Source organism: Methyloprofundus sedimenti, from assembly GCF_002072955.1.
Taxonomy (GTDB): domain Bacteria; phylum Pseudomonadota; class Gammaproteobacteria; order Methylococcales; family Methylomonadaceae; genus Methyloprofundus; species Methyloprofundus sedimenti.
This window is the reverse complement of the sequence record NZ_LPUF01000001.1, coordinates 1,826,751-1,839,054: the sequence shown is the minus strand read 5'-3', so window position 1 is coordinate 1,839,054 and position 12,304 is coordinate 1,826,751. Positions and strand designations below refer to the sequence as shown.

The window sequence follows — 12,304 nt, the reverse complement described above, 5'->3', positions numbered from 1 at the left end:
ACCTAGGATAAAAAAATAGCCCGGCGACTTGTTCAAATAGGTATATTATCAGGCTCCAGGCTCAGAGTCATTTGGCTTGCGCTCTTTGGAAAAACTTTGCAGGTCTCTATTGATCAAGGGCAGTATTTTGCCCTACAAAATGAGGAAGTCAATGTCCTGGATTGTGAGATGGTGACGATGCCTTTGTTCTGGAAAGTGTTGACGCATCGATGATGGATCAGTCTTGAAATGACTGCAATTTTCCGGAAATAGGGTTTTCGGCACAGGCAATCTTCTATTCGCAGCTCAAAGGATGGTTGCCGAACCAAAAGGACATTCGTGAAAGCTTCACCTCTATCCAGGGACAAAAGACAAGACTCGATCCCTTCATCCTAAAGGAAATAGAAAAATAGAAATTAACCTGGATTTTCTGATTAAATTAGATATTCCGGGGGTTGACGGATCATAACAGTGTAGCATCAAAATATTCTTCAGGATCTGCTCGATGTGCAGCGAATTCATCATGCCAGCCTGTTGGAACTGGGATTTTCTGGTATAACTGAGATCTGCGCGCTTCAAGTAGCCAGCGGGGTCTGTTCATAAAATCCGCTGCACAATAAATCCTCTTTCCTGATTGTTTCGATAGTGCGTCCAACCAATCCAGGCCACTTTCACTGCGCATCAGATGATGATCAAGAATAACGACATCAATATTTTTACACAGATGCAATGCATTATTCCACGCGAGATGGCGTTGATATTCTGTCAGCACTGACAAGTATAGCGGTGGCCCTGCAACGAATACTATACCAGGCTGCCACTCGATAATATAATGAATGGTTTCCTCATCAAGAAGCTGGATGTCAGAGGCATGGACAAATATTTTATTGCCCATATCAATCCGGCTCATCATCACACTGCCAAATGGGCTGTTTTTTATACCATGCGGAACTGGCTGAGAAAAAGATAAGAGCGCCTGGCTACTGTTTTCCGCAGTTTGTAAATTATCCCCTAACAGGTTTTTAAGATCATAGTAGCGCTGTTGCATTCTTGGTGACGACAAGTTTTTGGGTGATAAGCTCCAGCAGGATAAGTTTTGAAATTCAGCCGGCAGATGTTGAATCGAAAGCTGATAAGGATTGGCATGTATCAGCGGCACATGGTCACCATGCATGTGACTGAAGATAACATCCGTGGCCTGACTCAGTGCCTCAATAATACGCCGGCGTACCCGCGCTCCAATTACGATTTGGCAGGGATGGGGTAATAACCCATGACGAAAATATCCAAGAGCAACGCCTGGATCAATGACGACTCGATGCGTCTTTGTCGTAACCAGACAACATAGACCGCGAACACCGAGCGATTCTGCCCCAATAATTTCGATAGGCATCACCTTACACCTGGCATAACCCACTTTATGTTATTTACCATGCCGACCTTTTCTTGCCCGTGCATTTTTTCCACGATGCTCTGTTTGACCATAGCCTTCACCACGTTCCAGGCATCTTTCAAATGCCGGTAAATGATTATCTTTTGATGCAGCCTGGAGATTGGACAGCACACGAGACACATCCACTTCCTGAGTGGCTGCAAGCAGTCGCTGATACATGGCCATGTTCTCGATTTCTGCATCCACTCCGGCCTGACAGGCTTCCCGCAAAGTATCAGGAGCCTGAAGGCGCGAACTCCAGATGTCTTCAGGAATCGGGATGTCATATTGTTCAAACAAAGGTATTAGCGCAGCAATATGTCGTTCCTCGGCTTCCATGATGTTAACAAAAGGGCGAACCGGTCCGAATTTGTCAATTACTTTTCGGTACATGGCGCAGGCTTTATATTCATCTTCCAGTGCTTCAGTTAATACTTGTTGCAAGGTCATTTTTATTTTATTCTCCTAAATTTATTCTGCTATAGAGCAAATGCAGCGTGATTGTCCAGGATCTGAGTGTTGCCGAAGGAAGTGCTGTGTTGAAACAATAAGCGTTAAAGTAGTGCAAAGCTTGAACACCTGTTCTTTCTTGAAACCCAGCAGTTTGCTTAGATAGACTTGTTTCAGATTCCAGTTCCCCCTGTGTGTATGCGCAATTAACGTTCATCAAGCAGCTCCAGCAATAACGCAATAGGTTAAAGCTAATTTTACCTATATATCCCTTGAATCCAAAGCCGCCCTCACGAGATGGTGCTCTTCCTCTTGTTCCATTTTCAAGAGATTATTAAACACCTCTTTTACTTCAGGCACTTCTGATTCTTCAGCCGCATCTTTATACAGCTTGATTAAACAATTATCTAGCTCTAATCCCATACGAATCACATCTTCCACAGACATATTAGACTTTATATTATTACCATTGGGAAGCTTAAGTGTTGCTTTATCTTGAGTAAATTGAAACCAGGTATCAAGGACTTGTTCTGAGGCATTTTCCTCAAAGCTCGCAATTCCCTGTTCAAGAAACTTTTCATGCCTGCCTAAGTACTCGAGCAACATCTTGATTCTTGCAGCTTCTTCCTGTTCGACAAGATTTTGATAAAACTCACCTAAATATTTATGAAATTCTCTGGCATGACCCAGGATATCGCGAACCTGTTCAAATCTCATGGCTATTCTCAGCTTGGTTGTATTTGTTAAATTTGATTGACATATTTTACCTTTTTGACGCGTTAATTTCGCTTGATAGTTCCCTCTCTTGCTGGAGACGGGTAATGTTGAGTTATCTTTTTTGTTTAGGCAATGGGCAGGCATTTGAAACCTTAATGATCAATACAGACTGCTTTTTGTCAGCAATTTTTTGAAAAGCCTCCTTCAATCCATCAAACACCTGTGGAAGTTCTCCTGATACGATTGAACTCATTCGTCCAAATTCCACATCAAGACCTGTGCTCTTTAGCTGATTGAGAAAATCATTAATGTCTGTGGCAATATCCAACTCTTTTAGAGGATAAAGACTAACTTCTGCCTGGATCATCATAAAAAACCTCTATTAAAATAAATTTTCTCTATGGAAGATGGAATATGCTTCCAATTTTTTCGGCGGCTAAGGCAATTCATCACAATAAAAATATCATGCCAGCCTGTGGCTGGATTATTTTTGTTAGCGCCGAGTGACTAAGCGTTTATCTTAATACACCGCTGGATGAGGTATAACTATCCAGTACTTCAATGTAATTTGCTCGTTCATAATCAGCAGGGTTAATGGCATGTTGCTGGCTGAGGCTACCTTTTAGCTGCTGTATGGATTCATATTCATGCTGTTCAAGCCAAGTGTTTAGTTCTTCTAGCAATTGCTTAAGATGTTGCGGACCTTTTTCCAGCAATACGCTACATAGATGAGTGACATCGGCACCGGCAAGCAGGGCTTTAATGATATCTTCAACGGTATGAAACCCTCCCGTAACAGCAATGGACAGATTCACCCGACCATAAAGCAAGGCAACCCAGCGAATGCGTAATAATGTTTCAGATGATGTGGACAAGTGTATTTTAGGAGTGATCAGCAAGGTTTCCAGATCTATATCGGGTTGGTAAAAACGATTAAACAACGCAACACCAGTAGCGCCTGCTTGTTCCAGTTTGCGAATAAAATGTAGTGGAGAGCTGAACTGGGATGACAGTTTCATGGTAATGGGGATGGAAACATGGCGACGCAATTCAATTAATACATTTAGATACTGGTCTTCAATAGCCTGAGCATTCAATTCAATATCAGCAGCAATGTTATAGACGTTAAGCTCAAGTGCATCTGCACCAGCCTGCTGTATAGACTTTCCATATTCAATCCAACCTCCTGGCGTAGTACCATTGAGACTTGCGATAACTGGAATACCAAGTTGCTCTTTTAGCTGATGTAATTTTTCCAGATAACGATCCTGATAGCTGTCATAGTCAAAATGAAGCGGGTGGAAGCTGTCTGCTTCGGCATGACCAATAGCCTGTTGGTGAAAAAATCGGTCATTTCGCCTGGCTTCAGACTCAATACGTTCTTCAAATAATGAGTGCATGACCAAGGCGGAAGCGCCGGCATCTTCCAGTTGTCTGGCTGCGTTCAAATCTTTGCTTAAAGGCGAAGCAGAAGGAACCAGTGGATTAATAAGTTTTAAACCAAGATAGTGCGTGCTTAAGTCCATCATGTTAAACCTCCTCAATGGCATGTTTGTATAAGGCCTTGACGGCTGCAACACTGGTACTGTCAGACCAGTCCAGTTCAGCTAGTTGATGATAATAGTGATAACGATGATTAACATCACGTTGTGCCTGAGCCAGAAATTTTTCAGCATCTTCAGGGTGAGTCTGCCAGAGCATATCAAAGCGTGCTTCTGTACGGATAAAGTCCTGGTATGGAATGGAGGGTGGAGCTGAATCAAGATGCATCGGATTTTTGCCCTGTTTAATACGATTGGGATCATAACGGAACAGAGGCCAATGACCACTTTTAACTGCCAGTTGTTGTTGCTGGTGATTATTGGATAAATCTATGCCGTGAGCGATACACGGTGAGTAGGCAATAATCAATGATGGGCCGCTATGTGCTTCAGCTTCCAGAAAAGCGCGTAGTGTCTGGGTGTCTTTGCCTGCGTAGGCAACGTGAGCGACATAAACGTTTTCATAATCCATGGCGAGTAGGGCAAGATCTTTTTTGGCTGTTGGTTTTCCGCTAGCAGAGAATTTTGCAACGGCACCACGTGGGGTGGCTTTGGATGTCTGGCCCCCGGTATTAGAATAGACTTCAGTATCCAGTACCAGAATATTGACATTGCGGCCACTGGCCAGTACATGATCCAGGCCACCATAACCAATATCATAAGCCCAACCATCACCACCTACGATCCACACGCTTTTTTTGCAAAGATCTTCAGCTAGTTGTGACAGCTGAGCGCCAATAGGCGTATCAATAGTCTGCAATTGTTGGCGTAAGCTGGCAACGCGTTGTCGCTGTTCATAAAGACCGGTTTCACCAGATTGGTCAGCATTGATAATTGCTTCAATCAATTCCTTATCTATGTATGGTTTGAGCTGTTGTAATAATTCAAATGCCTGTTCTGAATGTTTATCAATAGCGACTCGAATGCCCAAACCAAATTCGGCATTATCTTCAAATAACGAATTATTCCAGGCTGGCCCTCGACCTTCACTATTTTTGGTCCAGGGGGTCGTTGGCAGATTACCGCCATAAATGGAGGAACAACCGGTGGCATTCGCCACCACCATACGATCACCAAATAACTGGCTAGCCAGTTTCAGGTAGGGCGTTTCACCACAACCAGCACAAGCCCCTGAAAATTCAAACAATGGTTGCATCACCATTGAGCCTTTGATGGTTGTCGACTTGAGCAGACGACGATCATACTCTGGTAGTGACAGGAAATAATCCCAGTTTTTCATTTCTTGCTGTTTCAGTGGTGGCTGCTGAAACATATTGAGTGCTTTGCGACTGGCATTTGATTTATCGCGGATTGGACAAATATCTACACACAATGCACAGCCAGTACAGTCCTCAGGTGCAACCTGATAACTTATTTCCATGCCTTCCGGGAAATCCTTGCCCAGCATAGGCGTATGTTTAAATGTTTGTGGCGCATCTGCCATTTCGTTTGCCGGGAAAATTTTACTACGGATAACGGCATGCGGGCAGACCATCACGCATTTGCCACATTGAGTACATAGATCAGTTTCCCAAACCGGAATTTCAAGTGCCAGATTACGTTTTTCGTAAGCACTGGTACCTAAAGGATAAGAACCATCTGCTGGAAATAAACTGACCGGAAGCGTATTTCCATGACCGGCTATGATTTCTGCTGTGACTTTGCGAACAAATTCTGGTGCAGATTCAGGAACGGGAGAAAGCAGTTCAATGTCACTGGATACCTGTAGTGGAATTTCAATGTTGTGTAAACAGGCTAAAGTTTCATCAATGGCCTGAAAATTCAGCTTTACCATACGTTTATTTTTTCTGCCATAGGTTTTTTCAACCGCTTGTTTGATGGCTAGAATAGCTTCATCCTTGGACAATATACCTGAAATTGCAAAAAAGCAGGTTTGCATAATGGTATTAATACGTTTGCCCATCCCAGTTTTTTCTGCAACCGCATAGGCATCGATACAATAAAACTTGATCTGTTTATCAATGATTTGTTGCTGCATTTTTTTGGGTAAAGTGTCCCAAACTGTTTCACAATCAGCAGGGGAATTCAGCAGAAATACAGCGCCTTCTGTAGCCAGATCAAGCATATCATAACGTTCGAGAAATACGGGTTGGTGACAGGCGACAAAATTGGCATCATTGTCAGCAATAAGATAAGTGGAATGAATTGGTGCAGAGCCAAATCGCAAGTGAGAAATGGTAACAGCGCCCGATTTTTTTGAGTCATAAACAAAATAGCCTTGTGCATGCAAGTCTGTGTTTTCACCAATGATCTTGATACTGTTCTTATTGGCGCTAACTGTACCATCACTACCTAACCCAAAAAATACCGCTTGAATAGTGTTATTGTGTACATCAGTACGAAAATCTTCATCCCAGTCCAGGCTATGATGGCTGATATCATCATAAATACCAATCGTGAAGGGATTTTTCTGCTTAGCTTGGTTGAGGTGATCAAAAACTGCTTTGACCATTGCGGGTGTAAATTCTTTGGATGACAGACCATAACGTCCCCCTATCATCCGTGGCATATTGGCAAATTTACAGTCTGACGAACAAAAATATTGGGCAATAGCAGTCACTACATCTTTATATAAAGGTTCGCCATCTGCACCTGGCTCTTTAGTGCGATCCAATACAGCAATGCTGGTGCAACTGGATGGAAGGGCTGCGATCAATGCTTCTGTCGAAAAAGGTCGGTACAACCTGACCTTTACTGCACCAATAGATTCACCTTGTCTAACCAGATATTCGACCGTTTCTTCGACTGTTTCAGCACCTGAACCCATCAAAATGATGACCCGTTCGGCGCTAGGAGCACCAATGTAATCAAATAAATGATAGTGCCGACCCGTCAGTCTGGCAAAACGATCCATGGTGTTCTGCATTAAGGCAGGCATGTTAGCGTAATATGAATTGACTGATTCACGCGCCTGAAAATAAACATCTGGATTTTGTGAACTGCCACGTAAAACAGGATGTTCAGGTGATAAACCACGACTATGGTGCGCTTTTACCCACTCATTATCGATCATAACCCGATAGACATCGTTATCAAAAGTTTTGATTTTTGCAATTTCATGAGAAGTTCTGAAACCATCAAAAAAATGCAATATCGGTAAGCGCCCTTCCAGACTGGCTGCAGTAGCAATTAATGCGAGATCCATCACCTCCTGCGGTGAGTTGGAAGAAACCATGGCAAAGCCAGTCATTCTTGCGGCCATCATATCACTGTGATCACCAAAAATCGATAAGGCCTGACAGGCCAAAGACCGCGATGCAATATGAAATACTGTTGGTGTTAATTCGCCAGCAATTTTGTACATGTTGGGCAGCATTAACAGCAAACCTTGTGAAGCAGTAAAGGTGGTAGCCAGTGCGCCAGCCTGTAACGCACCATGTATGGCCCCTGCTGCACCTGCTTCAGATTGCATTTCAATGATTTCCGGTACCGTTCCCCAGAGATTTGTTTGACCACGTGATGACCATTCATCAGCAGCTTCACCCATTGGGGATGCGGGGGTAATCGGATAAATGGCGATAACTTCGTTAAGTTTATGGGCGACGATAGCAGCTGCCTGATTACCATCTATTGTTAACATTAATTGTTTTGACATATTTGGATCCTCAAAGAGCTTTTTTAAAAAAATTTGAGCCTGCTATGATCCTTTATACTCGAATTTATTCATAATTGCTGTCTTTGTTTTTTTTGTTCATTTTGGGTGTTCTAATATAAATTACCTACCAGAATATCAAAGCTACGTAATGTAAAGTGCTTGTATTCTTTTGCTTTTATCAAACAGATTTTATGTATGTTAAGCTAGGAAGTGAGTGAGTAGTGTCTAGAATTAATAATGATAGATATGAAATTAAAAAAGCAAACGAACTTATTTTCCCGGAAACAACGATTGCTAAAATCTGCCTGCCAAGCAAGTTCCAGTTTCTTTATTCTTATTGCCTGAAATGCTAGGAGCACTATTTGTAACCAGTCTTATCATTCCCTTCATACCCAGGCTGTTCGAGGATGGTTCTTTCGGACGGTACTCAATGATAGATGCCTTTAAAGGAGCAGGCATAGGCAACATTGCAGTTGGTCAGCCAGTAGTATGCTATCTACTCGGTGGAGAACTACACAGTAGCGGTATAAGTCTGGTCGGCGTAACTGCAGTGGTGATGGCATAGGTTACGGTTGGTATTGTACATCTACCAGTTGAAGCGATCATGCTCGTTAGACATTTTGCCATCTACAGAAACCTACTGAGTTTTCTGTTTGCCTTGATAATCACTTTCATCACGACAGGAGTATTGCATGTCTTCGGGGAAGTCAAGTCTGGCCAAAAAACTAAAAAGTAGTCTTGGCTACGGGGGCCTATTGGCAGACCTGATACTAAGTACTCACGCAAAATTGATTTAACCTTTTTGAAAAAAATAGAATTTTTATCGAAAATGATGAATTTTGACTCTCGTAATTTTAGTTCAAATAATTATGCATGGGTACTTACATATTGGTGTACGCTTAATTGTGCCGATTTATAGTATTGAAAGTCTGGATTATTTTGTAATGATTTTATACACGTAGCTACCAGCTTTTGGCTTTATTTTTGCCATTGCGGCTGGCACCATTTCTGTGGGTTCCATATTTATCTGGTACCCTCTGCTCCAGAAGAGCTATAAGCCAAAGGTATGCAAACATCTCTTCTCGTCTCATTACTTTATAACCGGGCAATAAAAATTCCCATACGGCCCTTATGGTGCACTGTTTTGGTATTCTCTACACCTTTATTTTTGTATTTAATATTGTGTTGTTTTCAGTTGTGAGTGGTCTTATGATGGAGTGCATTATTATGAAAAACCCTGGGGACATTAATCCCTGCAAGCGAACCCAGTGAAATTAAAGCATGTAACTATTTTATTTTCGCCCTTACCCATTCAAGGCTAAAGATTCTATGATGCCATTACTCGAGATACGCCACGTAACCTTTACCGCTGACAACAAAACTGTTCTGGATAATCTTGATCTGAATATTCAAGAAGCTGAAATTCATGCTCTCATCGGCACTAATGGCACCGGTAAAAGTACCTTGGCACGGTTGATTATGGGTTGTGAAGGTTATCATATCAATTACGGTGAGATATTTTTTGCACAACAGAAAATTGATCAGTACTCTTTACAGAAACGCGCGAATCTTGGTATTTCCATGGTTTGGCAAGAACCCGCCTATTTTGAAGGTATCTCGGTGCGCAACTATTTAAGTCTGAACAAACAGGCAGAATTGACGCAATGTTTGCTAAGCGTTGGACTGAGTGCCGATGACTATCTTGACAGAATGCTGGATAAAACCATGAGCGGTGGGGAAAGAAAACGCATTGAACTGGCTTCTATGCTAGCTTTACGGCCTCGCCTATGTATTTTGGATGAACCAGTTTCCGGCATTGATCTGCTGACGATTAAAAATATTATTTCAGTTATAAAGCAAATTCAATTGCAGGGATCTACTGTTCTATTAATCAGTCATCGCGAAGAGATTGCCTCAGTCGCAGACAAGGCTTCACTGCTGTGTGGCGGTAAAGTTATTTTAACGGGTACTCCTGAAAAGGTTATTCACAGCTACAAATCCAGAAGCTGTATTATCTGTGATGGTCGGGAGTGTAATCATGTCAATATTTGATAAATTTCGCTTGCTGTTAAATTCAGCTGGAGAAAATAGCAAACTACTGGATGACCAAAACACCGCTCATATTGCTGTTGACGGTCAGGTTTTGTTGAGCAAACAGACCATTCCAGGTATCAAAATTGAAGTTGAACAGCATCCGGATTTGACGATTGCCGAAATTACCGTGACAAGTTACACGCAGGTGACCAACCCCGTACATCTGTGTTTTAGCATGATGCAGCAAATCGGTAGGCAAAATTTCAGAGTTCATATTATCCTGGAGCCTTATGCCAATGTCAGTTTTATCTCGCACGGTTTATTTACGACAGTCGATACTGCCAAACACATCATGGACAAAACGATTGAGATTAGCGAAGGCGCATCATTATCTTTTACGGATAGTCATTTTCATAGCCAGTCGGGAGGAATTAAAGTCTTGTCTTCAGCCAAGATAAAGGTTGCTAAGCATGGAACCTATTTCTCTGATTTTTCCTTAACAAAAGGTCATGTAGGCAAACTTTACCTGGATTATTCAGTAGAAGCGGAAGAACATGCTGTTGTTGAGCTAACATCGCGTGTTTTCGGACATGCAAAAGATGAAATAAAAATAAGTGAGAAGGTTAGCCTTATTGGCCGGTTTTCGCATAGTGTGATTAAAAGCCGCGTTGCACTGGAAGGTGAAGCAAAAGCAGTGATAACCGGAATTACCGAAGGCTGTGCAGAAGGTGCAAGAGGCCATATGGATTGTCTGGAAATCATTAAAGATAAAGCGGAAGGACAATCGATACCTGTCGTCAAGGTCTCTCACCCACTGGCAAAAATCACTCATGAAGCCGCGATCGGGACTATCGAAAATAAGCAATTGGAAACTTTGATAGTGCATGGTCTTAGCCCTGAGCAGGCGACTGATTTAATTGTTCTAGGGATATTACGCTAATGTGAAATTTAAAAACTTGTATATGGGCGTTGCCCTTTATATATGATTAAATGGTTTTAATAAAACCTGATGAATGCATTGGTAAAGAACATCGGGAATAAGGTGATATTCCTGAGTGTTCATTTTGGTCTCCTGAGAAACATTTTTTATGGAAGACTGCACTAAATCACCACTCTAGATTGGAGAAATAAAATGAAAATAACAAAATCACAAATGACGAGTATTCTTTTTAGTTTGCTATTCTTTGGCTGTAGCATCGCCAGTGCTGAATACAAACCCTATACAAATACAGAGCAAGAGACAAAGCAGCAGAAAATGGAGAAAAGACAACAGAAAAGAGAGGCTAAAAAGGAAAAAAAAGAAATGAAACAAAAAGGTATGAAAGAAAAGGCGAAAAGTTATAGTGCTATAGTACTTGAACAGGCCGAAGTTTTGAATCTCACTGATGAGCAGCTGGGTAAGATCATGCGCATTCAGATGAATCACAAAAAAGCTCGTAAAGAATTATTAGATAGCCCTCGTAAAAGTATGACGAAAGCACTCAAGGAATTACGCAACCCCGGGGCAACTGTCGATTCAATTCGTAAAGCAGGAAGAGCACATACAGATGATTTTGATGCGCTTGTTGAAGCAGAGATAATAGTACGTAAAAATATAGATGCTACATTAACAGCAGAACAAAGAAAAAAGCTACAAGCGATAAAATTACCCGTTGAAGAAAAAATGAACGATTGAAAATGATGGGATTACCTGCTGATTTAAAATGCCTGACATAATTGTTGTCTGTTATGTGTGAATTATTTGCCTTAAGCGCTAAATACCCATGTCATCTCAAATTATCTTTGGCGCAATTTGTGCGGCATGCCACAGGCCTAAATCAGGATGGCTGGGGCTTAGCAAATATGGATGGCAATGACGCGTATATTTATCGCGAACCAGTAAGTGCCCATGAGTCATTTTTAGCCCGGTTTATGGCTCAGGAAGGCATTAATGGCAATACAATTCTCTCTCATGTCAGGCACTGTACAGTGGGTGACATCAGCTTAGCAAACACTCACCCTTTTAGTCGTGAATGGCAGGGGCAGAATCACTTGTTTATGTTCAACGGTGATACGCCTGACATCTTTGATTTGTTTAAAAAAACAGAGCACTTTCAGCCTATAGGAAGTACCGATGCTGAGTGGGCATTCTGTGTTTTACTTGAACGTATAATGACAGCAATAAGAAGCAACTCGGCTATCATGGATGTTATTCATGCATTTGGATGTGAGCTTGCGAAATTAGGCCCGTGCAACTTCCTTTATGCTGTGGATAGCCGAGTCTATGCTTTTGCCGGTTGTCGCAGCTATTCTAATGATGCAAGGGAGCCAGGCTTATGGAGGTTATCCAGGCATTGTAAAGAATTTCAAACTGATATTGTTGCACCGGGAGTTCAACTCCAACCAGGTATCGCTGTTGATCAACAGCTTATTTTATGCGCCAGCGTACCACTAACGGAAGAAGCCTGGCAGCCGTTTTTAGTTAATGAATTAATTTGCATATCAAAGGGACAATTGATAGATCAAAGAAAATGATAAGAAACAATATAATCTTTT

At 41.9% G+C, this 12,304-nt stretch carries 12 protein-coding genes; 6 read left to right on the top strand and 6 right to left on the bottom strand.

Translation table 11 applies throughout. From position 1 onward, the window contains the following. The first annotated feature begins 15 nt into the window (after positions 1-15). Positions 16-213, top strand: coding sequence for a FeoA domain-containing protein (locus tag AU255_RS21350; RefSeq protein WP_080522413.1), 198 nt, complete (start codon positions 16-18; stop codon positions 211-213). A 229-nt stretch (positions 214-442) separates the two neighbouring features. On the opposite strand, the gene AU255_RS08160 is transcribed toward AU255_RS21350, so the two are convergent. The 6 genes from AU255_RS08160 to nifJ all read right to left on the bottom strand — a co-directional run bounded on the left by AU255_RS08160 (position 443) and on the right by nifJ (position 7,735). Next, complete coding sequence (locus tag AU255_RS08160; RefSeq protein ID WP_080522412.1) at positions 443-1,372, bottom strand: MBL fold metallo-hydrolase; 930 nt, start codon at positions 1,370-1,372, stop codon at positions 443-445. 30 nt (positions 1,373-1,402) lie between these two features. Further along, positions 1,403-1,861, bottom strand: coding sequence for a ferritin-like domain-containing protein (locus AU255_RS08155; protein ID WP_080522411.1), 459 nt, complete (start codon positions 1,859-1,861; stop codon positions 1,403-1,405). 261 nt (positions 1,862-2,122) lie between these two features. Beyond that, the gene (locus tag AU255_RS08150; RefSeq protein ID WP_080522410.1) at positions 2,123-2,578 is read right to left on the bottom strand and encodes a ferritin family protein; all 456 of its coding nucleotides are present in this window, start codon (positions 2,576-2,578) and stop codon (positions 2,123-2,125) included. Between the two features lie 112 nt (positions 2,579-2,690). Further along, positions 2,691-2,948, bottom strand: coding sequence for a YkoF family thiamine/hydroxymethylpyrimidine-binding protein (locus AU255_RS08145; protein WP_080522409.1), 258 nt, complete (start codon positions 2,946-2,948; stop codon positions 2,691-2,693). A gap of 145 nt (positions 2,949-3,093) precedes the next feature. After that, positions 3,094-4,107 (bottom strand): dihydroorotate dehydrogenase-like protein, encoded by a 1,014-nt coding sequence (locus tag AU255_RS08140; protein WP_080522408.1) that lies wholly within the window; start codon positions 4,105-4,107, stop codon positions 3,094-3,096. A 1-nt stretch (position 4,108) separates the two neighbouring features. After that, positions 4,109-7,735, bottom strand: coding sequence for a pyruvate:ferredoxin (flavodoxin) oxidoreductase (gene nifJ / locus AU255_RS08135; protein ID WP_080522407.1), 3,627 nt, complete (start codon positions 7,733-7,735; stop codon positions 4,109-4,111). A gap of 430 nt (positions 7,736-8,165) precedes the next feature. On the opposite strand from nifJ, the gene AU255_RS21070 reads away from it, so the two are divergent. From AU255_RS21070 to AU255_RS08110, 5 genes are all read left to right on the top strand, one after another. Beyond that, positions 8,166-8,300 (top strand): hypothetical protein, encoded by a 135-nt coding sequence (locus AU255_RS21070; protein WP_269844775.1) that lies wholly within the window; start codon positions 8,166-8,168, stop codon positions 8,298-8,300. 764 nt (positions 8,301-9,064) lie between these two features. Further along, a complete protein-coding gene (locus tag AU255_RS08125; RefSeq protein WP_080522405.1) occupies positions 9,065-9,787 on the top strand; it encodes an ATP-binding cassette domain-containing protein in 723 nt (240 codons plus the stop codon). After that, a complete protein-coding gene (locus AU255_RS08120; protein WP_158083080.1) occupies positions 9,774-10,709 on the top strand; it encodes a SufB/SufD family protein in 936 nt (311 codons plus the stop codon). Before AU255_RS08125 ends, AU255_RS08120 begins: the two co-directional genes overlap by 14 nt. Before the next feature lie 192 nt (positions 10,710-10,901). Next, a complete protein-coding gene (locus AU255_RS08115) occupies positions 10,902-11,444 on the top strand; it encodes a Spy/CpxP family protein refolding chaperone (RefSeq protein WP_080522403.1) in 543 nt (180 codons plus the stop codon). Positions 11,445-11,497: 53 nt separating this feature from the next. After that, complete coding sequence (locus tag AU255_RS08110) at positions 11,498-12,283, top strand: class II glutamine amidotransferase (RefSeq protein WP_080522402.1); 786 nt, start codon at positions 11,498-11,500, stop codon at positions 12,281-12,283. Positions 12,284-12,304 lie beyond the last annotated feature (21 nt).

Bases quoted from the DNA above. Each gene is read 5' to 3' on its own strand.
- AU255_RS08160 (WP_080522412.1), bottom strand. From the start codon at position 1,372: ATGCCTATCGAAATTATTGGGGCAGAATCGCTCGGTGTTCGCGGTCTA.
- AU255_RS08155 (WP_080522411.1), bottom strand. From the start codon at position 1,861: ATGACCTTGCAACAAGTATTAACTGAAGCACTGGAAGATGAATATAAA.
- AU255_RS08150 (WP_080522410.1), bottom strand. From the start codon at position 2,578: ATGAGATTTGAACAGGTTCGCGATATCCTGGGTCATGCCAGAGAATTT.
- AU255_RS08145 (WP_080522409.1), bottom strand. From the start codon at position 2,948: ATGATGATCCAGGCAGAAGTTAGTCTTTATCCTCTAAAAGAGTTGGAT.
- AU255_RS08140 (WP_080522408.1), bottom strand. From the start codon at position 4,107: ATGATGGACTTAAGCACGCACTATCTTGGTTTAAAACTTATTAATCCA.
- nifJ (WP_080522407.1), bottom strand. From the start codon at position 7,735: ATGTCAAAACAATTAATGTTAACAATAGATGGTAATCAGGCAGCTGCT.
- AU255_RS21070 (WP_269844775.1), top strand. From the start codon at position 8,166: ATGATAGATGCCTTTAAAGGAGCAGGCATAGGCAACATTGCAGTTGGT.
- AU255_RS08125 (WP_080522405.1), top strand. From the start codon at position 9,065: ATGATGCCATTACTCGAGATACGCCACGTAACCTTTACCGCTGACAAC.
- AU255_RS08120 (WP_158083080.1), top strand. From the start codon at position 9,774: ATGTCAATATTTGATAAATTTCGCTTGCTGTTAAATTCAGCTGGAGAA.
- AU255_RS08115 (WP_080522403.1), top strand. From the start codon at position 10,902: ATGAAAATAACAAAATCACAAATGACGAGTATTCTTTTTAGTTTGCTA.
- AU255_RS08110 (WP_080522402.1), top strand. From the start codon at position 11,498: ATGTGTGAATTATTTGCCTTAAGCGCTAAATACCCATGTCATCTCAAA.